The following is a 25923-nucleotide window of genomic DNA, read 5'->3' on the forward strand; positions in this document are numbered from 1 at the left end:
CCTCTTAGCTCTTCTTAGTAAAAGGGGGCATACATCGTGGCCAACCTATTTAAAAAGAAATCCGTTACGCAATTGTTAGGGGAAAGTAAAAGTAAAACTTTGACGAAAACGCTAGGGGCATTTGACCTAACAATGCTAGGGATTGGTGCGATAATTGGTACAGGAGTTCTAGTATTAACTGGATTAGTAGCAGCAAGAGATGCTGGTCCAGCAGTTATTTTTTCATTTATGATTGCAGCAATTGTTTGTGGATTTGCAGCATTATGTTATGCAGAAGTTGCATCTACACTTCCTGTTTCAGGTAGTGTGTACACATATTCATATGCAACAATTGGTGAGTTTGTTGCTCATTTAATGGGATGGACATTGTTATCCGTATATGTCGTAACGACTGCCGCAGTAGCTGGCGGATGGACAGGTTATTTCAATAATTTAGTGAGTGGACTGGGACTTGAAATTCCAAAAGCGTTGCTAACGATTCCAGCGCAAGGTGGTATGGTAAACTTACCAGCAGTTATCGTTACGTTAGTGATAACTTGGTTATTATCACGAGGTACGAAAGAAAGTAAGCGTGTGAATAACATAATGGTATTAATTAAAATTGGTATTGTTGTTTTATTCATTGCAGTTGGTGTATTCTACGTGAAACCAGAAAACTGGATACCATTTGCACCTTACGGTTTAAGTGGAGTGTTCGCAGGGGGAGCAGCAGTATTCTTTGCTTTCTTAGGATTTGATGCATTAGCAACTTCTGCTGAAGAAGTAAAAAATCCGCAACGTGATCTACCAATTGGTATTATTGCTTCGTTAGTTATTTGTACAATCATTTATGTTGTAGTTTGTCTCGTTATGACAGGTATGGTTTCTTATAAGGAATTAGATGTACCTGAAGCTATGGCATATGTGTTAGAAGTTGTAGGACAAGATAAAGTGGCTGGTGTAATTGCAATTGGAGCTGTAATTGGTATTATGGCTGTAATTTTCGCTTACATTTATGCGACAACACGTGTATTCTTCGCAATGAGCCGTGACGGTTTATTACCAAAATCTTTTGCGAAAATTAACAAGAAGACTGAAGCGCCAACATTTTCAGTTTGGTTAACAGGAATTGGTAGTGCTTTAATTGCTGGATTTATCGATTTAAAAGAATTGTCGAATTTAGCGAATATTGGAGCGTTATTAACATTCGCCATGGTTGGTGTAACTGTTATCATTCTTCGTAAAACGCATCCGAAATTACAACGTGGATTTATGGTACCACTTGTACCGATCTTACCGATTATTTCAATTGCATGTTGTCTATTCTTAATGGTAAATTTACCGTTAACAACATGGATATACTTTGGTATTTGGTTAGCAATTGGAGTAGTTGTATACTTTGTTTATTCGAAAAAACATAGTCATTTAAAAGACGATAGAAGTTCGCAGGATAATTTAGATCAAGCTAATTAAAGGGATATAACACAGTAAGCCTTGTGCGTCTAGGGAGCGCGCAAGGCTTTTTCTTTTGTTGAAATGAAGGGAACATATATTACTTTGTTGAATTTTTATGTCGGAATATGAAAAAAGGGGTGGGAGCAAAATGGAAGAAACGAAAATTGTTGTTGGAGCAGAGGGTTATAATAATAACCCTGGTTGGATACATACGAATGAAGAAGAATTAAATTTAGTACGAAGAGAAACTTGGCTTGATAAAGTGAAACTTTAATCAGTGGGGGGTTTCTTCATCCCCCACTGATTATTAGTTGAACCAATCGGGCTTTTACGGGGAGTTGATCCCCCACCTAACTTCTTTGCTCTCTCTGAGTTTTGAGGTGGGGGTCTTACTACCCGTTAATGCGGGATAAATTTCAACCTAATTCTTTATCAATAATTTTGGCAGAACATGTATGGGAGCATTTATCATATGAAGAAGGAATTGAAGCTGCAAAAATTTGTTATGAGTTTTTAATGGAGAATGGATATATTCGTTGTGCAGTACCAGATGCATTTTTTCCAGATGAAGAATATCAGCAAGGGGTACAAATAGGTGGACCTGGTCCATTAGATCATCCTGCAGCAAATCATAAAATTGTTCATAACTATAAAACAATCACGTCCATGTTTAAATCAGCAGGTTTTCAAGTGAGGCTCTTAGAATACTGTGATGAGAAGGGTAAGTTTCACTATAATGATTGGAATGAGAAAGGTGGATTTATTTATAGATCAAAACGTTTTGACCATAGAAATCGGGATAATCAGTTAGGATTTGTTTCTTTAATTGTGGATGCGGTGAAAAATGAAAAGTAAGTAAAAAGGGGTGTGCGACTTGTACATCCTTTTTTGTATGAGAATATAGAGGATGCGGAAAATATGTATATGCCTTATTAAAATGTTCATAAAAAAAATTCAGATTTCATTGACACATATGAGCAGGTACTCATATAATAAAAGTATAAGATATATGAATGATTGTTCATATGTTTAATTAAAGAGGTGAGCTATAATGGCTGGAAATAAAGTAGAAACACCACAAGAGACATGTTCTCAAACAATAATTCATGAAGAAGTTGTTGAGCAAGTAAAACAAACAATTCCAACTGATGAAAGTTTAAGTAAAGTAGCAGAACTATTTAAAGTATTAGGTGATCGTACACGTACGAGAATATTACATGCGCTATTTGAAGCTGAAATGTGCGTTTGTGATTTAGCTTATTTATTAGGAATGACACAATCATCTATTTCGCATCAGCTTCGTGTGTTAAAGCAAGCGAAACTTGTAAAGAATCGTAAAGAAGGAAAGGTTGTTTATTATTCGTTAGCTGATCAGCATGTAATTCATATCTTCGAGCAAGCGTTTGAACACGTAAACGAAGAAGAATAAAAAGAACGCGAGGAGGGAGAACGATGGCTGAAGCATTAGTGAAAAAGAAATTGATGTTAGAAGGTTTAGATTGTGCGAACTGTGCAATGAAAATTGAAAAAGGTGTTGGGAATATAGAAGGAGTAAATTCTTGCTCTGTAAACTTCGCAACAAAGACAATGATCTTAGAAACAGCACAAAATAAAGAAAACGAAGTTGTTACGGAAGCAAAACAACTCGTTACAAAATTAGAACCGCATATTAAAGTGCAAGAAGAACAAAAAAATAAAATTGCTAAAGAAGTATTTATATTAGAAGGTTTAGATTGCGCGAACTGTGCAATGAAAATTGAAAATAAAGTTAAGGAAATGCCAGCTGTCTCAGAAGCAACTGTTGATTTCGTATCGAAGAAACTACGAGTAGAAGTTGCGAATAAAAGAGAACTAGAAGCGACTGTAGCAAATATAACAAATGTCGTTCAAAAATTAGAGCCAGATGTGAAAGTTGTTCGTGAAGAGAAGAACGGTCATGACCACGGACATAGTCACGATCATGGTGAAGCAAATGTGAAAAAGATGGTAGGGAGATTAGTGGTCGGCGGAATTTTGGCAGCAATTGCTGCATTAGCGGGTTTACCACAAATGGTAACAATTCCGTTATTCGTCCTTGCTTATTTATTAATAGGTGGAGATATCGTTTGGAGAGCGGTAAGAAACATAACTCGTGGCCAAGTATTTGATGAAAACTTCTTAATGGCAATTGCAACTGTAGGAGCTTTTGCAATTCAGCAATATTCGGAAGCTGTAGCAGTAATGCTATTTTATCAAGTAGGAGAACTATTCCAAAGCATTGCGGTAAACCGCTCTCGAAAATCAATTACTTCATTAATGGATATTCGTCCTGATTATGCAAATATAAAGGTTGGAAATGAAACGAAACAAGTATCACCAGAAGATGTACAAATTGGCGATTATATTATCGTTAAGCCAGGTGAGAAAGTACCATTAGACGGAAAAGTAATTGAAGGAACATCAATGGTAGATACTTCAGCATTAACTGGTGAATCTGTGCCGCGTGAAGTTGAAGTTGGAAATGATGTATTAAGTGGCTTTGTGAACCAAAATGGTGTATTGACAGTTGAAGTTACAAAAGAATTCGGTGAATCAACTGTATCGAAAATTTTAGATTTAGTTCAAAATGCAAGCAGTAAAAAAGCACCAACAGAAAACTTCATTACGAAATTTGCGCGTTACTACACTCCAGTTGTAGTTATTACAGCGGCGATCATGGCGTTTATTCCACCACTTATTTTAGAAGGAGCTACATTCTCTGAGTGGATTTATAGAGCTTTAGTGTTCTTAGTAATCTCTTGTCCATGTGCGCTAGTTGTATCCATTCCTCTTGGATTCTTTGGAGGTATCGGTGGTGCATCTAAAAGTGGGGTTTTAGTAAAAGGAAGTAACTATTTAGAAGCTTTAAATGATGTGAAATATATTGTTTTTGACAAAACAGGAACATTAACAAAAGGTGTTTTTAAAGTTACAAAAATGGAACCGAGCGAAGGTACTACAAGTGAGGAGTTATTAGAGTATGCGGCATTTGCTGAAGTGTATTCTAATCATCCAATTGCCCAATCTATTCGAAAGGCATATGGAAAATCAATTGATGAAAAAATAATCGATGATTATAACGAAATTTCTGGTCACGGTACAGTCGTAAAAGTACAAGGAAAAGAAATTTTTGCAGGTAATGCAAAATTAATGAGAAAAGAAAATATTGAATTTAAACAACCAGAAACAGTAGGTACATTAGTTCACGTTGCTGTAGATGGAAAATATGCAGGTTATATTGTTATCTCTGATGAGGTAAAAGAGGATTCGAAACAAGCGATTCAAAAGTTAAAAGAACTAGGTATTAAAAAGACAGTAATGTTAACTGGTGATGCAAAACCAGTGGGTGAAGCTGTCGGTAAAGAATTAGGATTAGATGAAGTTCATGCGGAATTACTACCGCAACAAAAAGTAGAAGAGATTGAAAAAATTGATGCAGTGAAGCACGGAAAAGAAAAAATTGCCTTCGTTGGTGACGGTATTAACGATACACCAGTATTAGCCCGTGCAGACGTTGGTATTGCGATGGGTGGTTTAGGATCAGATGCAGCAATTGAAGCGGCAGACATCGTTATTATGACTGATGAGCCTTCAAAAATTGCGACCGCTGTAAAAATTGCAAAACGCACAAGAAGTATAGTGTGGCAAAATATCATCTTTGCTTTAGGTGTAAAAGGGATCGTTTTATTACTTGGTGCCTTTGGTATTGCAACAATGTGGGAAGCTGTTTTCTCAGATGTTGGTGTGACACTACTTGCAGTGTTAAATGCAATGCGTGTATTACGAGTGAAAGATTTATAAAAAAGAGGACGCAATCTGCGTCCTCTTTTTTATTGGTTATTTTGTTGAAATTGATTCAATAAAATAATATCAAATATTATTTTACTTTTAAATAGTATAATATTAAAATTTACAAATAAAAAACATTCGTCTTATTATTTTAATATATTTTTTACAAATATCCATATAGTATTGAAAAAACAGAGAAGGGGAAACTTCTCTGTTTATTTTTGTATGTTTTTTTCAACTTGTTCTCGAACAGTTTGAATGTAATTCATTTTATGATCCCAGCACTCTTGGCTTAAATCGACAGGATACTCTTCGGGATTTAAAGTGCGCATATATTCTTCCCAAAATAGAGCGAGACTCTGTTCATTATATTGTTGAATATCTAATATACTTGGTAGTTCATATGTTCTTTCACCGTTAACGAAAATGTCTTTATGCAGTTCACGGGCTTCAAAGTTTGTTACGAATTTACTTATATATGTGTGAACTGGATGGAACATTTTTAAGCGCTCTTCTTTTCCGGGTTCTTCAGAATCTAACGCAATATAATCACCCTCTGCATGATCGTTAACACGGTTGATAATACGATAAATTCGTTTCAGTCCTGGAGTGGTGATTTTTTCAGGGTTAGATGAAATTTTAATCGTATCATTTAATTTTCCATCAGTATCTTCAATCGCAACTAGTTTGTAAACAGCTCCTAATGCAGGTTGTTCAAAGGACGTAATTAACTTTGTCCCAACGCCCCATACATCAATTTTGGCTCCTTGAGATTTAAGGTGCATAATTGTGTATTCATCTAAATCGCTAGAAGCGATAATTTTTGTATTTGTAAATCCTGCTTCATCTAGTAGTTTTCTTGCCTTTTTAGATAAATAAGCCATATCACCACTATCAAGACGAATACCATAGAAATCAATACGATCTCCAAATTCTTTTGCGACACGAATCGCATTTGGAACACCAGATTTTAATGTGTCATATGTATCAACGAGAAAGACGCACTTTTTATGAGTTTCAGCGTATTTCTTAAATGCGACGTATTCATCGCGATATGCTTGAACGAAAGAGTGAGCATGTGTGCCAGCTACAGGGATCCCGAAGCGTTTTCCGGCACGAACGTTGCTTGTAGAGGAGAAACCACCAATAAAGGCAGCGCGTGTCCCCCAAAGGGCAGCATCAAACTCATGGGCACGTCTTGTGCCGAACTCTAAAAGCTCATCATTACTTGCAGCATGTTTCATACGAGCAGCTTTTGTTGCAATTAATGTTTGGTAATTCACAATATTTAAGAGGGCGGTTTCAATAATTTGTGCTTCACCGAGTGGTGCATCAACACGTAATAAAGGCTCGTTATTAAATACAACTTCACCTTCTTGCATACTGCGAATCGTCCCAGTGAATTTCATATTTTGTAAATAATGAAGGAATTCTTCTTCAAATTGTAATTCTGCTAAATAAGCGATATCGCTTTCAGTAAAACTGAAATTTTCTATGTACTCTACAATTTTCTCAAGGCCAGCAAAAACAGCGTAACCGTTCTCAAATGGAAGCTTTCGAAAATATAAATCAAAAACAGAACGGCGATTATGAATACCATCTTTCCAATATGTATAAGCCATGTTGATTTGATATAGGTCTGTATGTAAGGCATAACTATCGTCTTTATAATGAGTCATCGCGAGAACACCTCCATAATTTGGTTATAGTATACCAATTTTTCACCATTCGTAGCAAAGAAGAGATATTGATGTGAAGTCAAGAGAGAAAAAATGAAATTATGCATATTTTTTAGAAAATTTATATTTATCAATTTATATTTCTCCAAATTTTATGTATTATTAGAGTAATGGGGTAATGAGAATGGAGGAGGACAATGCAACAAACATTAGAAAAAATAGGCAAACAAGTCTTTTACAAACGGCTTCAGCAAAAAATGACACAAGAAGAATTATGTCAGGGCATTTGTTCTGTCTCATACTTAAGTAAGATCGAAAATGGAAAGATCGAAGCATCAGAAGAAATTCTACAATTGCTCTGCACAAGACTAGAAATTGCTGTGACGGATTTGAGAGATGTAGAAGAAGATGTGAAGGGGAAGCTGGATGAATGGTTGAATGCACTAGTTCATTTGGACAAGCAACAAGTAGAACGTATATATGAAGAGTTGCAAGGTGAAATGAAGCATGTGTTGGATTTTGAAATTATAAATTATTATAAACTGCTGTATACGCGGTATTTAATTATGAAAAGGGATATTTCTGCACTCGAAGAAGAATTAGATAAGTTGAAGAAGGTATATAAAAAATATTCTCCATTTCAGAAGTTATTATATATGTATAGTAGAGGGTTATTGTGCTGTTTACAGTATAGATGGAAGGATGGGTTAGATTACTTATTAAAAACAGAAGTAATGGCCAAGGAACAAGGGTATTATGAAACAGGCTTGTATTATAATATAGCGCTTGCATATACTCATTTAGATATTCATCATCTTGCAATTCATTTTGTAAATATGGCATTAGAAGGATTTCGTAGTGAATATAAGTTTAGAAACATAATTAATTGCCAAATCCTTATTGCGGTAAGTTATACAGAAAAAGGTCAGTATGAAGAAGCTTTAAAAATGTATGAGAGTATATTGAGAGAGGCCACATCTTTTGCTGATAAGGATGTACTATTAGCTATTACTTTAAGTAATATGGGAAGTATCTATTATAAAAAAGGCAAATACCAGCAAGCGAAAAAATATTATTTAGATAGTCTACAACTTCAAAAACAAATAGATTTAAACTATTTAGATACAATATACGAAATGGCATTAGTATGCATTAAATTAGAAGAGTTGGAAGAGGCAAGGACATTAATTGATAAGGGAATTGATGCAGCAAAACAGGAAGAGAGATTTAATGCAAAATTATATTTGCTTTTAATGCTTAGATATAAATATTTTGAAGAAGCAAAAGATTATAAAGTATTTTTGGAAAATGAGGCTATCCCATTGTATAAATCTGCAGGAAATAAAATAGAATTAAAGAAAGTATACGTTGAACTAGCAGAACATTTTTCCAGTTTATCGAGATTTGAAGAAAGTAATCGATATTATAGGTTAGTTATTGATTTAATGAATGATAATAAGGAGGAATAAAAATGAAAAAGATGGTATTTGGAGTATTGGCATTTATAGTGACTCTTACAGTTGCTGGAGGAATACAACAATATAGCAGTAAACCTGATATTGTTGGTCAACAAGCTAAAACTGTTGAACAAGTTAATTTATAATCCCCCCTTTCCAACCGGAAAGGGGTTTTTCAATATTTGTTCCTCAAAATTCTACAAAACTTGAGAAAATAATTATTTGAATTTTTAGTATATTAATAGTGGAAACATAATGCTAATATGAAACTACTCTTTTTCAAAAAATTTTTTATTAGGGGGAAGGTTCATGAAAAAGAAAAGTTTAGCGTTAGTGTTAGCGACAGGAATGGCAGTTACTACGTTTGGAGGGACAGGCTCTGCATTTGCGGATTCTAAAAATGTACTCTCTACGAAGAAGTACAATGAGACAGTACAGTCACCTGAGTTTATTTCTGGTGATCTAACTGGAGCGACTGGTAAGAAAGCAGAATCTGTTGTGTTTGATTACTTAAACGCAGCAAAAGGTGATTACAAGCTAGGGGAAAAGAGTGCGCAAGATTCTTTCAAAGTGAAACAAGTGAAGAAAGATGCTGTAACTGATTCAACAGTAGTACGTATGCAACAAGTTTACGAAGGAGTACCTGTATGGGGTTCTACGCAAGTGGCTCACGTAAGTAAAGACGGTTCTTTAAAAGTATTGTCTGGAACAGTTGCACCTGATTTAGACAAAAAGGAAAAGTTGAAAAATAAAAATAAGATTGAAGGCGCAAAAGCAATTGAAATTGCGCAGCAAGATTTAGGGGTAACACCGAAATATGAGGTAGAACCAAAAGCGGACTTATATGTATATCAAAACGGTGAGGAAACAACATATGCATACGTTGTAAATCTAAACTTCTTAGATCCAAGCCCAGGAAACTACTACTATTTCATTGAGGCAGACAGCGGTAAAGTATTAAATAAGTTTAATACAATTGATCATGTAACGAATGATGATAAGTCACCAGTTAAGCAAGAGGCTCCTAAACAGGATGCGAAAGCTGTTGTAAAGCCTGTTACAGGAACGAATAAAGTAGGAACTGGTAAAGGTGTATTAGGAGATACGAAGTCGCTTAATACAACGTTATCTGGATCATCTTACTACTTACAAGATAATACACGCGGGGCAACGATTTTCACATATGATGCGAAAAATCGTTCAACATTACCAGGAACATTATGGGCAGATGCAGATAATGTTTTCAATGCAGCGTATGATGCAGCAGCAGTAGATGCTCATTACTATGCAGGTAAAACATATGATTATTATAAAGCTACGTTTAATAGAAATTCTATTAATGATGCAGGAGCGCCGTTAAAATCGACAGTTCATTACGGAAGTAATTATAACAATGCATTCTGGAACGGATCACAGATGGTATACGGAGATGGTGATGGTGTAACGTTTACTTCATTATCTGGTGGAATTGATGTAATTGGTCACGAGTTAACGCATGCTGTTACGGAAAATAGTTCAAATCTAATTTATCAAAATGAATCAGGGGCTTTAAATGAAGCGATTTCTGATATCTTTGGTACTTTAGTAGAATTCTATGATAACCGTAACCCGGATTGGGAGATTGGTGAAGATATTTACACACCTGGTAAAGCAGGAGACGCGCTTCGCTCTATGAGTGATCCAGCGAAATATGGTGACCCAGACCACTATTCTAAGCGTTACACAGGTTCAAGTGATAACGGTGGCGTTCATACAAACAGTGGTATTATTAACAAACAAGCTTATTTATTAGCAAATGGCGGTACGCATTCGGGTGTAACTGTAACGGGCATTGGTAAAGATAAGTTAGGTGCAATTTATTACCGTGCAAACACACAATATTTCACGCAATCTACTACATTTAGCCAAGCTCGTGCTGGTGCAGTACAAGCTGCAGCTGATTTATATGGTGCGACTTCTGCGGAAGTAGCAGCAGTTAAGCAATCATTTAGTGCTGTTGGTATTAACTAAGGATTTAAGGGATAGCTATTAATAAAATACCTCAAAAATAAAGAAGGAGCCGATGCTCCTTCTTTATTTTTTTCTCCATTTTTTCCACAAATAAAACAATCCAATAGTGCCTGCGATTGTTACAATCCACTTCGCTTCATTTGTTCCGTTCATAACATGATATGCCGAATATACTTCAATCAATAAGGCCGGTATTTTACCTATTGTACTGGCAATACTGAAGGAGAGTAATGACATTTTCCCTAGAGCTGCAAATAAAGTCACGATACTTGATGGGATGAAAGGTATCAATCGAAACGATAGAACGAGTAGGAAGGCCTCTCTACCTTCTACATAAAGAAGACGCTCTACCTTTGGATACTTATTTACTTTATCGTGAGTGAACTTTTGAAGGCCCATGCGATAAATATAAAACGAGATAATAGCCCCTAAGGCCTCACCTGCGATCGAAATGATTGTGCCATTTGTTACACCGAAGAGCTGTATATTAATGGCGGTTAAAAAGATGCTAGGAATAACACCTAAAAGACTAATGATGATGTTAATTAAGATACTAAGTGGAATTGCGATTGAATAGTATTCTGTTAAGAAATTTTGAATCGTTTCAGCCATGGTTTAAAATCCTTTATCTTTTTTTGCATTACACCATATTTCGATTGTATAGGCAAGGATAAATTTACATAATGTAGAAAAACGTTGATAAGAAGGTGTCTTTATACCTTATATAGGTATTGGGTATATAAAAACAGGGGTATTTTAAATTGTTTTGAAAAATGCTATAAAAACCTTTTTACAAAAGAGTTTTATAGTTATGTTATTGGTGATTTTTTCTGGGAAATAATTATAAAATATAGGGGGTATATATTATAAAACTCGGAAAATAGCGGGTTGATGAAATTGCGCGGGTAAATATGGAAAAACAGATGAAAAAAATGAAAACTGATAGATTTTTTTATTGTGAAATTGACTTTTAGTGAAGTTGCGATAATAATCATGGAAGAGGTGATATGATGAAACGAATAAGCAGTCTTTTCTTCAGTAGTTTATTGGCATTAATGCTGATCTTAAGTGGATGTGCAGGAAAAGAACAAAAACCAGAGAAACAGACAGGGAATCAAGCTACATCGGTAGAAAAAATTAGTGATAATATTTTAGATGAAATGGAAGGACCACCTAAAAATGGTCATACGATTGAAAGACATGTAGGCAAGTCAGAAGAGGATTTGAAGAATCGCTTGAAGACAGATAAAGTGTCAGCCGCAAGTACATACTATGATAAAGAAACAGCGACGAAAGCTGTAAAAGATAGCTTGAAGCAACATGACAAGGAAATTCAAGATTGGTTAAAAAATTCTAAAGAGGCTCGTCTCGTATTAAATACAACTCATTCATTCCCTGTTGGAAAAACGGTAATAAAGAAAAATATGAGTGTAAAAGACAAGTTAGTAAAAACTGTTACTGTTTTAGCAAGAGATAAGTCAGGGGAATTAGGGTTTAAGATTATTACTTCTTATCCATCTGATAAATAAGAAGGGGGAGTACATTATGTATACGACATTACAATACTTTCTTAAATCGTACTGTACGTTAAGTATTCATGAGGATGAAATAGTAAGCGTGATGGAAGAGTTTATTGAACAAGAAGACGAAGAAATTGTTTTGAAATTACGTGATGAATTAATAAATATGAAGAAAAAGAACGTGTGGGAAGAGGCGTGTGTATTAGCTGCGAAGGAAGGGAATCGTATGTGGTCTTTAGAAGAAACGAAAGACCATCTTGAAACTTTTTTACTATTACTGCAAAAGAAAAAGGCGTGATTTAATCACGCCTTTTTCTTTATGCTATTCGGTTGATATTATCTATTCTTTTGCAGCGCTTTTATATACGCTTTTTGAAATTTGTCCATTTGATATTACTTCCCCGTTTTGTGTTACTTTTTTATACGTAACCGCTGTTATTTTATCACTAGTTCTACTAATTACTTGAGAAGAAACTTCAACATTTTTACCAGTATTTGTACCGAAAATGCGTGTAGTAATACTACCTCCATTTGAAAATGCTTGAATATAAATATGATTGCCTGTATTATTTTTAAATTTTAAATCTGGACCATAATCTGCTACTGCTGCATCTTGCCCAAGTGGTAAATAATTTACCGGCATAGAATGATTGCTTCGAGAAACAATTCCTAAATCTGCCCTTAAAGCTGCGCTGTATAATGTACTACTGACTTGGCAAACTCCTCCGCCTGCACTTTGTATTACTTTACCTTGTGAATATACTGCTGCAGATTTATAACCGTGTGCAGCATCAGTTACGCCAACGCGGCCATTAAAACTAAACGTTTCATCAGGTGCGACAATAACCCCACTTAAAGTATTGGCTGACTTATTTACGTTAAATGATTGATTTCCGTTACGGCCAGCCATTGGCGTAGAATATTCAGCAATGACTTCTTTAATCCCCATTTTCTGTATGTCTTCTGTAGAGCGTTCTGGTTTTATGAATGTAACTGGCAATGTAACATCTGATTTACCGGTAGTAATAGCTTCGTTTGTTAAACCGTTTAGTTTCCCTTTATCAATTTTTTCTCCGTTTTGGCTTTGACTAACATTTACTGTTGAGCCTTCAATACTGAATTCTGCATTAACAGGATTTTTTAATGTTTCATTATATTTATCTTTTATAAAGGTTTCATAAGCTGTTGCATTTAATTGTGGTGTTAATTTATAGTCACGTTTTAATTCACCGTTTTCAGCTTGCTTACGCATTTTGTAACGATTCATTACGTTTCCTTCTTGTTCTTTAAAGATTTTGTCAATAATATCTTTCTCTTTATAATTTATCCCTAAATCTTTCCATGTATAAGTTTGTTTATCGTTTTGGAATATGTAGGTAAGGGATTTTTGATCTAATTCAGTTACCTTTTGATTAATAATTGCTTGAATATCTTTCTTATTTTTTCCATCGAGAGAAATACCTTCAAATGTAGTATTTGGTAATGCAGTAGTATCTAATTGATTATTTAATTTGGAGACATATTGATATCCCCCAACACCGCCTACACAAAGTAATATGCCCCCAGCAATTGCAGAACCGATCAGTATTTTACTTAGCTTCATTTATTTCCCCCAGAAATTTATGTATAAATATATGTATTACATTTTTTGTATAAAAATGATGAAAATAACATTATGTACGTACTAGTATACTATTATTTTCACTGTGTGTGTAATGTTTTCATAAAAAATGTTACACCGCTGTAATAATTGTCACTTCTTGTCACAATGTGTATGAAAAATATGTTGAAAATTATAATAAAAAGGCTGTCTAGAAAAATCTAGCAGCCTTTTTATTATAATTTTTTATGCTCATTTTTATTCGTAACACCGAGATGTTCTTGTAGTTTTGTCGAAATATTATCGACGCTTTTTTCATTTGGAACGTAATAATAAATACCACCTATATATTTATCTGTACCTTCTACTTGCATTTTTTCCATCTTTAAATTTGAATCCATTGAATTTTTTGTAATTGTCATCATATCATCAAAAGTTAAATTGGTTTTTAAGTCTTTATCGACAGCGTCTAGTAGGCCTCCGATTTTATTAATGGAATTAAGAGATAGTGCCTTTTCAGCAATGGCCTCTAATACAAGCTGTTGTCGTTGACCACGCATATAATCACTATCGATATGACGAGTTCTAGCCAGTGCCAGTGCCTCTTCTCCATTTAAATGTTGACGTCCTTTTTTTAGATGAATTGCATCTGCTTCATCTTTACTATTTTGCTCTGTGAACTCAACTGGAACGTCTACAGTAATACCACCAAGGGAATCAACAATTTTAATAAATGATTTAAAGTTGAATTTTACATAGTAGTCAACTGGAACATCTAAAAAGTTCTCTACCGTATCGATTGTGCTGTCTACACCACCGAATACGTGCGCATGTGTGATTTTATCGTATTTATCACGTGATTTAATGTAGACGCGTGAGTCACGTGGAATGCTTACAAGTTTAACGGATTTATCGTTTTTATTAATTGTTGCAAGTAATAATGCATCTGTTCGAGTTGCTTTTCCATAACCTTTTTCCCTAATATCACTTTCATCAACACCCATAATTAGTACAGAAATGTTGTCGGTCATAGGTTTAACAGCTTTTTCGCGTTTACTGGACTTATCTCCTCGACCTAGTTCAGCATAAGCATTATTTAAGACGGACTTTGCTTTACTGTATATATGGAAGGAGTAGCCTCCTGCTCCAAGTGCTACAATTAGTAATGGAATAAGAAGGAACCAAAGTAGGCGTTTTTTCTTTGAGCGTCCTTTTTTGGCTCGCGTATTGTTGTTCGGGTCGGATTTCATCATTTTTTCTCCTTTAAAACTATCAAAGTGTATACATTTAGAAGTGTATTCAAACACATAAAAAATATTTTACGCTAAATAAAAGCGATTGTACATGTATAAAAAATAGATGTCTTGATTATTTATCCCGCATTAACGGGCAGTAAAACTCCCACCTCAAAGTCCAGCGAATGCAAGGAAGTTAGGTGGGAGTTAACTGCCCGTAAAAGCCCGATTGGTTCAACTAATACTCAGAGGGGGATAGCCCCCTCTGAGTAAAGTTTCACTTTATAAGACATCTATTCGTTATTGTATACAAAAGATAGGGATAAGAAAATGATAAAATTTTACCTAATTACAACATAATGCTTACGATAATTGCAGATAAAATACTAACGAGAGTAGCTCCATATAGTAATTTAAGGCCAAACCTCGCAACAACGTTTCCTTGTTCTTCGTTTAGTCCTTTTACCGCACCTGAAATAATACCAATGGAAGAAAAATTGGCAAAAGACACAAGGAAAACAGAAATAATACCAACTGTACGGGGAGAAAGGCTATTAGAAATTTTACTAAGGTCCATCATTGCGACAAATTCATTCGTTACAAGCTTCGTTGCCATAATGCTGCCAGCTGCGACAATTTCAGAACTTGGTACACCGATAAGGAATGCGATAGGTGCAAATACATAGCCGATTAATTGTTGGAACGTAATACCGAATATAATGAGGAACAGGTCATTAATACAACTAATTAATGCGACGAATCCGATGAGCATAGCGCCGACAACAATGGCTACACGAAAACCATCAAGAATGTATTCTCCAAGCATTTCAAAAAAGCTTTGTTTTTCACCTTTGATTTCTAAAATATCTTCGTCATCTTTAACGTCGTAAGGGTTAATGATGAGTACGATAATAAAACCGCTAAATAAATTGAGAACGAGTGCAGTTACTACATATTTAGGTTCAATCATTGTCATATAGGCACCTACGATAGACATAGATACGGTTGACATAGCAGAGGCACAAAGTGTATAAAGACGGTGTTTTGGAATTTGAGCTAATTGCTTTTTCACTGTAATAAAAACTTCTGATTGGCCGACAATGGCAGACGCAATAGCATTGTAAGATTCTAATTTCCCAAGACCATTTATTTTACTAAGAAAGTACCCGATCCAATGAATAAAAAATGGTAGTATTTTGAAATGTTGTAATATACCAATTAAAACAGAAATAAAGACGATTGGTAATAATACAGTAAGGAAAAATGGCATTTCACCTTTATTTGCAAGACCACCAAATACGAAATTTATTCCATCAGCAGCATACTCGAGTAGCTTGGTAAACAAACTGGAAATGATTCTAATAAGTATGAGGCCGATTTCTGTATTTAATAGTAAATAAGTTAAAATTAACTGTATAATAAGCATGATAAAAATTGGTTTAAATTTAATATGCTTCTTATTATTGCTAGCAATATAAGCCAGCAAGAAAACAACAATTAGTCCGACGAAAAAAGTAATGAATTTCATGATAAGCCCCCTAAAAGAGATATTCTGCTATATATGTTTTTCATTTCAAGGGAGAATATGCATCTTTGGTAAAGAAAGGAATAGAGAGAGTATGAATATAAGTAGAGTGCATCACGTTGCAATTATTTGTTCGAATTATGAGAGGTCAAAGAATTTTTATACTATAATATTAGGGTTTAAAGAGATTAATGAAGTATATAGAAAGGAACGAGATTCTTATAAATTAGATTTATGTGTAGGAGAAGAGTATCAAATCGAATTATTTTCATTTCCAAATCCGCCTGAGCGCAAAAGTTTTCCAGAAGCAACCGGTCTTAGACATTTAGCATTTGCTGTTACAAATATAGAAGAAGCTGTGAAGCATTTAAACCAATGTGGTGTTAAGACAGAACCAATCCGTATTGATGAAATAACGGGGAAGAAATTCGTCTTTTTCCAAGACCCTGATGGTTTACCTTTAGAATTGTATGAGGTTTGAAAATTGGTGGATTTTATATAGAGTTGCTTTCCAATAATTGAAGAAACTAAAGTGAAACTTCTTTTTAAAAGGAGGTGTAACTTTAGCTAAGAAAGCTAAAGGACATATGTGGATATTTTAAAATTATTGATGGTAGTCATTCTTATTGGGTTAACAGCATTTTTTGTGGCTGTTGAATTTGCAATTATTAAGGTACGTAGCAGTCGTATTGATCAACTCGTTAGTGAAAAAAGACGAGGTGCACTGGCAGCTAAAAAGGTAACTTCAAATTTAGACGAGTATTTATCGGCCTGTCAGCTAGGTATTACAATTACTGCTTTAGGGCTCGGGTGGTTAGGGGAACCAACTATTAAACATTTACTCGAGCCGTTGTTTTTTAAATTACAATTCTCACCTGCAATTTCCAGTACAGTTTCATTTATTATTGCCTTTGCAGTAATTACATTTTTACATGTTGTCATTGGGGAACTTGCTCCAAAGACATTTGCTATACAAAAAGCAGAACAAGTTAGCTTATTGTTATCGAAACCACTTATTTATTTTTACCGAGTTATGTACCCGTTTATTTGGGCTTTAAATGGTTCAGCGAGAGTTGTAACTGGTTTATTCGGATTACATCCAGCTTCTGAACATGAAGTAGCTCATTCAGAAGAAGAATTAAGGTTAATCTTATCTGAGAGCTATGAGAGCGGAGAGATTAACCAAAGGGAATTTAAATATGTAAATAATATTTTTGAATTTGATAATAGAGTAGCAAAAGAAATTATGGTACCTCGTACGGAAGTTGTAGGCTTATATGAGGACGAACCATTTGAAACACATATTAAAGTCATCGCACAAGAAAAGTACACGAGATATCCTGTATTTGGTGAAGATAAAGATGAAATTATTGGGATGGTAAATGTAAAAGATTTATTTATTCGTTATATGGATGGTAATCGGGACGAGGAGTGCTCAATTATGCCATATACAAGGCCAGTTATTGAAGTGCTAGAAAATATTCCAATTCATGATTTACTGTTACAAATGCAAAGAAAACACATTCCATTAGCTGTATTATATGATGAATATGGTGGTACAGCAGGGATTGTTACACTAGAAGATATTTTAGAAGAAATTGTTGGAGAGATTCGAGATGAATACGATGAAGATGAGAATCCACCTATAGAGCATGTAAGTGAAGGATATAAAATCGTAGAGGGAAAAGTGCTTATTAGTGAAGTAAATGATTTGCTTGGCATACGTTTAATTGCTGATGATGTAGATACAATTGGTGGCTGGATTATGGTACAAAAACAAATCGTTGCTGAAGGAGATATTATTGAGAAACACGGTTTTTATTTTAAAGTCCTTGAAAAGGATATGCATCAAATTAAACGAGTGGAAATAAGGAAAGTAGAAGAATGATTTTCTATAAACTTTAATAAAAAGGATATACAGAAAAATAAATGTTTGCGCTTTCAAAAAAGGTGCTATATAGTGAAGGTGGATACTGAAAAATTCTTCTGAATGATACTCGTGTTTTTAGAGGGCGGATTTTTTGGATAAGGATTTAGAATGAAAAAGTATAGGTGATAAAAATGATAGCAACGAAGGATATACGTATAGAAAAAGATTTTTTAGGTGAAAAAGAAGTACCAAGTGCAGCTTATTATGGTGTACAAACATTACGTGCCGTAGAAAACTTCCCAATTACAGGATACCGCATTCATCCATCACTCATTACAGCAATGGCAATTGTGAAAAAAGCGGCGGCACTTGCGAATATAGATACTGGTTACTTAGCTAAAGACATTGGACATGAAATTGCAGAAGCAGCGCAAGAAATTGTTGATGGAAAGTTTCATGATCAATTTATCGTGGATCCTATTCAAGGCGGAGCCGGAACTTCTATTAATATGAATACAAATGAAGTAATTGCGAATAGAGCGTTAGAGCGTATGGGATATGAAAAAGGGGAATATGCGAAAATTAGCCCAAACACTCATGTGAACATGGCTCAATCAACGAACGATGCGTTTCCAACAGGGATTCATATTGCAACTCTTATGATGTTAGAAGAGCTTCTTATTACAATGGAAGAACTTCATTCTGCTTTTCGTAAAAAAGCAAAAGAGTTTGATCACGTTATTAAAATGGGACGCACACATTTACAAGATGCAGTTCCAATTCGCCTTGGACAAGAATTTGAAGCGTATAGCCGAGTGCTTGAGCGTGATATAAAAAGAATTAAACAGTCTCGTCAACATTTATATGAAGTGAATATGGGGGCGACAGCTGTTGGTACAGGATTAAATGCAAATCCTACGTATATTGAACAAGTGGTAAAACATTTAAGAACGTTTAGTGGATTCCCACTTGTTGGTGCAGAGCATTTAGTTGATGCAACGCAAAATACAGATGCATACACAGAAGTATCTGCAGCGCTTAAAGTATGTATGATGAACATGTCTAAAATTGCAAACGATCTTCGTATTATGGCGTCTGGTCCACGTGTTGGGTTAGCTGAAATTCAATTGCCAGCACGTCAGCCAGGTTCATCGATTATGCCAGGAAAAGTAAATCCAGTTATGGCAGAAGTAATTAACCAAGTCGCATTCCAAGTCATCGGAAACGATCATACAATTTGCTTAGCATCAGAAGCAGGACAATTAGAGTTAAACGTAATGGAGCCTGTGCTTGTATTTAATTTAATTCAATCTATAAGTATTATGAATAACGGATTCCGTGTATTCCGTGAATATTGTATTGAAGGAATTACAGCAAATGAAGAATTGCTGAAGCAATATGTTGAGAAAAGTGTTGGAATTATTACAGCAGTTAATCCTCATATTGGTTATGAAGCAGCATCGCGTATTGCACGTGAAGCAATTGAAACAGGAAAGTCTGTTAGAGAGTTATGTTTAGAACATGGTGTACTGACAGAAGAAGAATTGGATATTATTTTAGATCCATTTGAAATGACACATCCTGAAATTGCTGGAGCTTCTTTATTAAAAAATAAAAAAATATAATGTGAAAAACACCGATCCATTTGGATCGGTGTTTTATTTTTAAAAGATATTAAACACAGCGTTTAATTGAAGTAAGCTAATAACAGCTAAGAAGATTAAACTGTATTTCATTGCTGTTTTAAATAGAGCAGATTCTTTACCAACTAGTCCAACTGCTGCACAAGCAACTGCTACAGATTGTGGTGAAACCATTTTTGCCATTGTACCACCTACTACGTTTAGGGCAACGAGTGTAGAAGGAACGATGTTTAATTGGTCTGCTGTTACTGCTTGAAGTGGTGCGAATAAAGAACCACTTGAAACTACTGAACCTGTAATGAATACGCCAATCCATCCTAAGATTGGAGAAAGAATTGGGAATGCATTACCAGTAGAAGAGAATGCAAGTCCAAGTGTAGATGACATACCAGAGTAGTTCTCTACGTAAGCTAAAGCGATAACGCTACAAATTGTATATACTGGAGCTTTTAATTCTTTCATTGTTTCAATCATTAATTCTTTAACCAGTTTACCTTTTACGCGGTAAACGATAAGTGAAACGATAATTGCTAGTACAATCGCAGTAGTTGTAGAAGAGAATACATCGAATTTGAAAACAGCTGCGAAAGGTGTATCAGCTTTTGTAATTGGTGTAGTTTTCATAACAGCATTATGAAGACCAGGGAACTGAATGTTAAATACTAAGTTTGCTAACGCACCATCTGGAGCAAATAAAGCTTTAATCGGTTTTAAGTTAAAGATTGTTACAAATGCAGTTAAGAATACGAATGGAGACCAAGCATATAAAATTTGATTGAATGTATGTGATACTTTAGTTTCTTGTTTTTCTTTTTTAGTAGAAGATTTTGGTTGCCAAACACGTAAGAATAATGCAAGAGCAATCATACTTACAACGGCTGCGAAAATGTTAGTAAGTTCTGCGCCTAAGAAGTAAGTTACAGCGAACTGAGTAATTGCGAAAGAAACACCACTTACAAGAATACCTTGCCAAGTTTCTTTAATACCTTTAATTCCATCGACCATTGAAACAAGTAAGAAAGGTAAGATGATACTAATGAAAGGTAAAATAAGAACAGTTTGACGACCAATAGTTAATGCGTCAAGTTCAGTTAATTGTGCTGGTACTGTAACTGGAATACCCATAGCACCCATAGCACCACCAGCAATATTAGCTACTAAACAAATACCTGCTGCTTTTAATGGATTAAAGCCCATACCCACGAGTAGTGCAGCTGTAATAGCAACTGGAACCCCTAGACCAGCTGCGCCTTCTAAGAAAGCACCGAAAGAATAAGCAATTAATAATACTTGTAAACGTTGATCATTTGTAATGCTTGAAATACTATCGCGAATAATATTGAATTGCTCTGTTTTAACAGTTAATTTGTAAAGGAAAATTGCGGCGATAACGATAGTACAAATTGGATAAAATCCAGATAAAACACCGAATCCAGCAGATGCTACAGCTACTGTTGCTGGCATTTTATAAACAAATATTGCAAGGATAATAGCGACAATCACACTATAAAGACCAGCCATGTAACTTTTCATTTTGAATCCCATTAAACAAATGATGAAACAAAAGATTGGAAGTGCTGCGATTAGTGCAGATAACCAAATATTGTTTAATGGATCATAAATTTGTGTCCAAGTACTCATAATAATGACAACTCCTATCTATTATATGTGAAGAAATTCACATTATTTGTGAAACTATTCACAATCAACTTACATGCTTAGTATATTCTCCTTCAACACTATTGTCAACGTAAAAAAGTATAATTATTCCATAATAGTGTTAAAAGAAAAGCTTTGTTCATAAAGTAGACAAAAAACACACTCAAATGAATTTAAGTGTGCTGTATAAATTATTTGCATATTATTTTGCTTATTCAGATGGCATGTTCCCTATAGGTGTATATTAGATGCCGTCTCTTATCCCGCATTAACGGGCAGTAAGACCCACACCTCAAAATTTAGCGGATGCAAAGAAGTTAGGTGGGGATCGGGCTGCCCGTAAACGCCTGGTTGGTGAGGGCTGATAATCAGTGGGGATGAACAAAACCCCCACTGATTAAAGTTTGATATATGCACTTATCTGTCCTGTTTGATTTAGTGAGAGAGGAACGATGAGTGGATTTAATAGGAAGTTTTTCACAACAATTCAACCGCTTGCAATACGAATAAAAAATAAGAAATGAATTTTTAATACCATATCATCTCTTTTTACTGAAAATTCCTTTTAGCGTAACAAAGAGGTTAAGTATAGTTCAACTACATTACGATAGGTTATCAATTATAGACGATATTTTACAATACCGTTACTGTGCATTTCAATGAGGTGAAAATATAACAAAAAGCTTGATAAAACAACGTTTGCAAGCAAAGTATTCGTAGGCCATTATTTTGCTTTTTCGTTATATCATATAGTATAATATTCAAAATCAGCAAGGATTTTTTCCTGAATTTTTGCTGATGAAGATGGAAAAATTTTTCGGCTTTATAGGTTGATAAAGTTATGTCGTAACAGGAAATATAAGAACAGATATATAAATAAATAAAAAGAACATAAAAACGCAAATAAAAACGAAAATGAGGGGAACTTTATGAACCAAAATCAATTCGAATGTCGTATTTCAGAAGAAGATGTACAAATGTTAAGAGCGTTAGCTCACCCACTTCGTCTACGTCTAGTAATGGAACTTATGCAAAGAGGAACATGTAATGTAACACAACTACAGGAAGTATTAGAAATTCCGCAATCAACGGTTTCACAACATTTAACGAAGTTAAAGCAAAATAAAGTAGTGCGCTTTGAAAGACGAGGATTAGAAGTGTATTATCAAATCCATAATGATAAAGTAAGTGCGGTAGTAAAAACATTATTTTCTTAAAATTTGAATATTATGGAAAAAGACGTGTAGAATATACGTCTTTTTTTATTTGTCAGAAAGGTAGCGAGAGAGTAAATATTAGCATGTGAGGAAGAAATGACTATCAATCAACATGCTGCCTTACGGAATATATTCTAAAAGGAAAAGAAAAAATAGAAAGGAGTGTAGTAAGCAAAAGGAGGAATAGTAGTATGGATGTAAAACGTGTGAAACAAATCTTATCTTCTTCAAGTAGCATTGACGTTACATATGAGGGCGTACCAGTATGGATTGAGAGCTGTGACGAGCAGAGTGGAGTTGCTCAAGTGTATGATGTATCTAATCCTGGAGAAAGCGTTCACGTGAACGTGACGGCTTTAGAGGAGAAGTAATAGAAAAGACGCTTCTAAAATTAGAAGCGTCTTTTTGTTATTCCATCATACTCGCAACTTTTTTAGAGAAGAGAAGGAGTACAAGTCCTAAGACGATAACGATAATACCGATACTTGCAAATACTTCAAGGTATCCTAATGATTGTGTAAAGGAAGCAAGTTTACCAGCTAACCAGTTAGCCATACCCGTACCAGCTAACCATACTCCCATTAGTAATGATGCTAATTTTACAGGAGCAATTGCACTTACCATTGATAGACCGATTGGTGATAAGAATAACTCACCAATTGTATGGAAGAGATAAGTGATAACGATGAATAATAAATTCGCTTTGACAGTTATATCTGCTTCACTACTTCCAGTTTTTAGAACTGCTAATGTTAAAACAAGATAACCTATACCTAGTAAAATCATACCAAATGCCATTTTTGTTGGTACTTTTAAATCACCGCGTTTTGTTTTAGAAAGTTTTAACCATAGCATAGATACAAATGGTGCAAGTAGTACGATGAATGCTGGGTTAACTGATTGGAACCAAGATGTTGGAACTTCCCAACCGAAAATTGTACGATCAACAAATTTATTTGTATAAAGTGTTAGAGAACTACCAGCTTGTTCAAATCCTGCCCAGAAGAATACTACGAAACAAGTTAAAATTACAATTGCCCAAGTACGATTTTTCTCTTGTTTTGTTAAAGGTTTCTTTTCGACTACAGGTTGATTTTTTGATTTTTTGCCGACAACTGTTGTTCCTGCTTTACCAAGGTAACGAGGAGCTAATAAGTTGAAAACAATTTGTCCAATAATCATACCGATACAAGCTGCTAAGAATCCGTATTTATATCCCATTACAATAACGCCATTAGCGCTTGTTTTAAAGAAATCTTCTGCTAAAAATCCACAAATAAGTGGAGCAAAGAAAGCACCTACGTTAATACCCATATAGAAGATAGTAAATGCACTGTCACGACGTGAATCATTTTCGCCATACAATTCACCTAACAGTGTAGAAATATTTGGTTTGAAGAATCCATTACCAATAACTAATAGTATTAATCCAAGGAATAGTCCTGTTTTTGTATTCATTGAGAATAGTACAAAGTTGCCGATTGCCATGATGATTCCGCCGAGAGTAATGGCATGACGTCTTGTGATATAATGATCCGTTAGCCATCCGCCTATAATTGGCATGAAATATACTGCCGCTGTAAAAGTACCATATAATTGCACTGCGACTGCCTTATCAAATCCTAACCCGCCACTAACAGCAGCAGTTGTTAAATAAAGAACTAAAAGGCCACGCATTCCATAATAACTAAATCTTTCCCACATTTCTGTTAAGAACAACAAGTACAACCCTGGTGGATGTTTTTTTGGTGATTGTTGCTCTCCAGCTTTGTCTAATTTTAAAGCTGCATCCATTTTTGTTTCCCCCTAATCCTGTATAACGGATATTTATGTAATCATTTTAATTTACAAAATATTTAGAAGTCAATAGAATTATATGGAAATAGAAAGAAAATTTCTAAAAAAGTTCTATTTTTCTTCGACCGTTACTGTATTTTGCCCTGAAAACGAGATGATAAGCGTTTTCAAATGTAATAATTGAATTCTAAAAGAAAATAAAATAGTGATTAATCGGAAAATTTAGATTAAAATATTTATTCTTATATAAAGAAAATATATTCTATTTACTTTCCCAATATAACATGTTGGGAATAAAAATACAAAACGAAATAATGTGACATTTAAGTGAATTGAAAAATAACCAGCTCCATAGAAGGGAGCTGGTTAAGGAAATATTATTTAACAAAGCGTTTTTCGATGTCATCTAATAGTAGGTTAGCGGCCATTACGCCACCAGCTGTATTCCAAATAACGTCGTCAACTTTGTATGCTTTACCATTTTTTACTGCATTTAAATTTTTAAATAGCGGATCATTAATATATTCTTTTTCTAATTCAGATCCTTTTTTCTCATTTCCTTTATCGAATGTGAAGTAGAATAATACGTCACCATCCATTGCAGAAATACGCTCTTTAGATACGTTACGCTCTGCAAAATCATCTTTGTTTTGATCTCCAGGACGTTTAAATCCAAGTTCTTTTAAAATAACACCAGAGAATGTATCACCATGATAAATACGAACATCACCAGGCATGAAACGAACCATAGAGATTTCTTGATTTACTTTATCGCCAAGTTTGCCTTTTAAATCTTTCATACGTGATTCGTAATCAGCTACAACTTTTTGACCTTCTTTTTCTTTATTTAATGCTTTTGCATAAAATTTGAAGTTATCTTTCCATTCACCACGTAATGTTTCTGAGAACACAGTAGGTGCAATTGCTTTTAGTTGTTCGTACACTTTTTCGTGACGCATTTTGTTACCGATAATTAAGTCTGGTTTTAAAGAAGCAATTGTTTCAACGTTAACTTGTCCTTCATCACCAACAACTTTTACATCTTTCATTTTATCCTTAATATGTGGATACCATGGGTCACCAGTCCAAGACTTTACAGCACCAACTGGTTTTACACCTAATTCAAGTAAAGCTTCAGTTCCTTCATTTGTCAAGATAACTACACGTTTTGGATTAGCAGGAACCTCTGTTTTACCCATTGCATGTTCTACAGTAACCACTTCTTTTTTATTATCTTCTTTTGTAGATTCTTCTTTGTTACTTGATTTTCCACAAGCGCTTAAAAGCATTGAAAATGCTAGTAAAAATACAAATACTGTAAACGATTTCTTCCGCATGAAATTCATTATGTACCCCCTACATGTTGAGAATATTTTTCAATAGCAAGCATGATATTAAGCCTTTATCTTTTGATTGTCAATACATATGGATGAAAATAATTCTCATTTCCGTTGACAATAAGAATTAAGT

Annotated in this window: 22 protein-coding genes and 1 pseudogene; 15 read left to right on the forward strand and 8 right to left on the reverse strand. The window is 34.6% G+C overall.

Annotation, left to right across the window (positions count from 1 at the left end):
* The first annotated feature begins 36 nt into the window (after nucleotides 1–36).
* The 5 genes and pseudogenes from JFU02_RS22455 to JFU02_RS22475 all read left to right on the forward strand — a co-directional run bounded on the left by JFU02_RS22455 (nucleotide 37) and on the right by JFU02_RS22475 (nucleotide 5253).
* Nucleotides 37–1452 carry an amino acid permease gene (locus JFU02_RS22455; protein WP_001284898.1) on the forward strand — a complete coding sequence of 472 codons (1416 nt, stop codon included), beginning with the start codon at nucleotides 37–39 and terminating at the stop codon, nucleotides 1450–1452.
* A gap of 130 nt (nucleotides 1453–1582) precedes the next feature.
* Nucleotides 1583–1708 carry a hypothetical protein gene (locus JFU02_RS22460; protein WP_374213786.1) on the forward strand — a complete coding sequence of 42 codons (126 nt, stop codon included), beginning with the start codon at nucleotides 1583–1585 and terminating at the stop codon, nucleotides 1706–1708.
* 134 nt (nucleotides 1709–1842) lie between these two features.
* Nucleotides 1843–2289: pseudogene (locus tag JFU02_RS22465) on the forward strand (class I SAM-dependent methyltransferase); the annotation flags it as partial.
* 196 nt (nucleotides 2290–2485) lie between these two features.
* Nucleotides 2486–2863 carry an ArsR/SmtB family transcription factor gene (locus tag JFU02_RS22470; protein ID WP_000918378.1) on the forward strand — a complete coding sequence of 126 codons (378 nt, stop codon included), beginning with the start codon at nucleotides 2486–2488 and terminating at the stop codon, nucleotides 2861–2863.
* Between the two features lie 23 nt (nucleotides 2864–2886).
* Complete coding sequence (locus JFU02_RS22475; protein ID WP_097960642.1) at nucleotides 2887–5253, forward strand: heavy metal translocating P-type ATPase; 2367 nt, start codon at nucleotides 2887–2889, stop codon at nucleotides 5251–5253.
* A 203-nt stretch (nucleotides 5254–5456) separates the two neighbouring features.
* Here the strand turns inward: JFU02_RS22475 and JFU02_RS22480 are convergent, their stop codons facing one another.
* Complete coding sequence (locus JFU02_RS22480; protein ID WP_000150186.1) at nucleotides 5457–6920, reverse strand: nicotinate phosphoribosyltransferase; 1464 nt, start codon at nucleotides 6918–6920, stop codon at nucleotides 5457–5459.
* A gap of 197 nt (nucleotides 6921–7117) precedes the next feature.
* Here JFU02_RS22480 and JFU02_RS22485 point away from each other — a divergent pair, with 197 nt between their 5' ends.
* From JFU02_RS22485 to JFU02_RS22495, 3 genes are all read left to right on the forward strand, one after another.
* Nucleotides 7118–8389, forward strand: coding sequence for a tetratricopeptide repeat protein (locus JFU02_RS22485; RefSeq protein WP_097820776.1), 1272 nt, complete (start codon nucleotides 7118–7120; stop codon nucleotides 8387–8389).
* A 2-nt stretch (nucleotides 8390–8391) separates the two neighbouring features.
* The gene (gene nprX, locus JFU02_RS22490) at nucleotides 8392–8523 is read left to right on the forward strand and encodes a quorum-signaling peptide NprX (RefSeq protein ID WP_080481882.1); all 132 of its coding nucleotides are present in this window, start codon (nucleotides 8392–8394) and stop codon (nucleotides 8521–8523) included.
* A gap of 163 nt (nucleotides 8524–8686) precedes the next feature.
* A complete protein-coding gene (locus JFU02_RS22495) occupies nucleotides 8687–10387 on the forward strand; it encodes a M4 family metallopeptidase (protein ID WP_000730373.1) in 1701 nt (566 codons plus the stop codon).
* A gap of 63 nt (nucleotides 10388–10450) precedes the next feature.
* On the opposite strand, the gene JFU02_RS22500 is transcribed toward JFU02_RS22495, so the two are convergent.
* A complete protein-coding gene (locus tag JFU02_RS22500; protein WP_000852234.1) occupies nucleotides 10451–10999 on the reverse strand; it encodes a TVP38/TMEM64 family protein in 549 nt (182 codons plus the stop codon).
* Between the two features lie 398 nt (nucleotides 11000–11397).
* On the opposite strand from JFU02_RS22500, the gene JFU02_RS22505 reads away from it, so the two are divergent.
* On the forward strand, nucleotides 11398–11916 hold the full coding sequence (locus JFU02_RS22505) for an RNase A-like domain-containing lipoprotein (protein WP_000822689.1): 519 nt from the start codon (nucleotides 11398–11400) through the stop codon (nucleotides 11914–11916).
* Between the two features lie 16 nt (nucleotides 11917–11932).
* The gene (locus tag JFU02_RS22510; RefSeq protein ID WP_000288806.1) at nucleotides 11933–12205 is read left to right on the forward strand and encodes a hypothetical protein; all 273 of its coding nucleotides are present in this window, start codon (nucleotides 11933–11935) and stop codon (nucleotides 12203–12205) included.
* A 42-nt stretch (nucleotides 12206–12247) separates the two neighbouring features.
* Here JFU02_RS22510 and JFU02_RS22515 read toward each other — a convergent pair whose 3' ends face one another.
* The 3 genes from JFU02_RS22515 to JFU02_RS22525 form a co-directional block, all read right to left on the reverse strand.
* On the reverse strand, nucleotides 12248–13510 hold the full coding sequence (locus JFU02_RS22515) for a VanW family protein (RefSeq protein WP_061668099.1): 1263 nt from the start codon (nucleotides 13508–13510) through the stop codon (nucleotides 12248–12250).
* Between the two features lie 233 nt (nucleotides 13511–13743).
* On the reverse strand, nucleotides 13744–14760 hold the full coding sequence (locus JFU02_RS22520) for an LCP family protein (RefSeq protein WP_042972342.1): 1017 nt from the start codon (nucleotides 14758–14760) through the stop codon (nucleotides 13744–13746).
* Between the two features lie 331 nt (nucleotides 14761–15091).
* Complete coding sequence (locus JFU02_RS22525) at nucleotides 15092–16270, reverse strand: NupC/NupG family nucleoside CNT transporter (RefSeq protein ID WP_000668865.1); 1179 nt, start codon at nucleotides 16268–16270, stop codon at nucleotides 15092–15094.
* 91 nt (nucleotides 16271–16361) lie between these two features.
* Here JFU02_RS22525 and gloA2 point away from each other — a divergent pair, with 91 nt between their 5' ends.
* The 3 genes from gloA2 (at nucleotide 16362) to aspA (ending at nucleotide 19762) form a co-directional block, all read left to right on the forward strand.
* The gene (gloA2, locus tag JFU02_RS22530) at nucleotides 16362–16748 is read left to right on the forward strand and encodes an SMU1112c/YaeR family gloxylase I-like metalloprotein (protein WP_061668100.1); all 387 of its coding nucleotides are present in this window, start codon (nucleotides 16362–16364) and stop codon (nucleotides 16746–16748) included.
* Nucleotides 16749–16856: 108 nt separating this feature from the next.
* On the forward strand, nucleotides 16857–18155 hold the full coding sequence (locus JFU02_RS22535) for a CNNM domain-containing protein (protein ID WP_201071665.1): 1299 nt from the start codon (nucleotides 16857–16859) through the stop codon (nucleotides 18153–18155).
* 173 nt (nucleotides 18156–18328) lie between these two features.
* On the forward strand, nucleotides 18329–19762 hold the full coding sequence (gene aspA / locus JFU02_RS22540; RefSeq protein WP_000562136.1) for an aspartate ammonia-lyase: 1434 nt from the start codon (nucleotides 18329–18331) through the stop codon (nucleotides 19760–19762).
* A 39-nt stretch (nucleotides 19763–19801) separates the two neighbouring features.
* Here aspA and JFU02_RS22545 read toward each other — a convergent pair whose 3' ends face one another.
* Nucleotides 19802–21421 carry an L-lactate permease gene (locus JFU02_RS22545; RefSeq protein WP_061668101.1) on the reverse strand — a complete coding sequence of 540 codons (1620 nt, stop codon included), beginning with the start codon at nucleotides 21419–21421 and terminating at the stop codon, nucleotides 19802–19804.
* 947 nt (nucleotides 21422–22368) lie between these two features.
* Here JFU02_RS22545 and JFU02_RS22550 point away from each other — a divergent pair.
* Entirely contained in the window at nucleotides 22369–22656 is a 288-nt protein-coding gene (locus JFU02_RS22550) for an ArsR/SmtB family transcription factor (protein ID WP_001075219.1), read from the forward strand.
* A gap of 191 nt (nucleotides 22657–22847) precedes the next feature.
* A complete protein-coding gene (locus JFU02_RS22555; RefSeq protein ID WP_000382688.1) occupies nucleotides 22848–23027 on the forward strand; it encodes an acid-soluble spore protein H in 180 nt (59 codons plus the stop codon).
* 37 nt (nucleotides 23028–23064) lie between these two features.
* Here the strand turns inward: JFU02_RS22555 and JFU02_RS22560 are convergent, their stop codons facing one another.
* Both JFU02_RS22560 and JFU02_RS22565 read right to left on the reverse strand, forming a co-directional pair.
* The gene (locus tag JFU02_RS22560; RefSeq protein ID WP_000338329.1) at nucleotides 23065–24450 is read right to left on the reverse strand and encodes a peptide MFS transporter; all 1386 of its coding nucleotides are present in this window, start codon (nucleotides 24448–24450) and stop codon (nucleotides 23065–23067) included.
* A gap of 380 nt (nucleotides 24451–24830) precedes the next feature.
* On the reverse strand, nucleotides 24831–25799 hold the full coding sequence (locus JFU02_RS22565; protein ID WP_001010281.1) for an ABC transporter substrate-binding protein: 969 nt from the start codon (nucleotides 25797–25799) through the stop codon (nucleotides 24831–24833).
* Nucleotides 25800–25923 lie beyond the last annotated feature (124 nt).

This window comes from Bacillus sp. TH13 (assembly GCF_016651175.1).
GTDB lineage: Bacteria > Bacillota > Bacilli > Bacillales > Bacillaceae_G > Bacillus_A > Bacillus_A thuringiensis_S.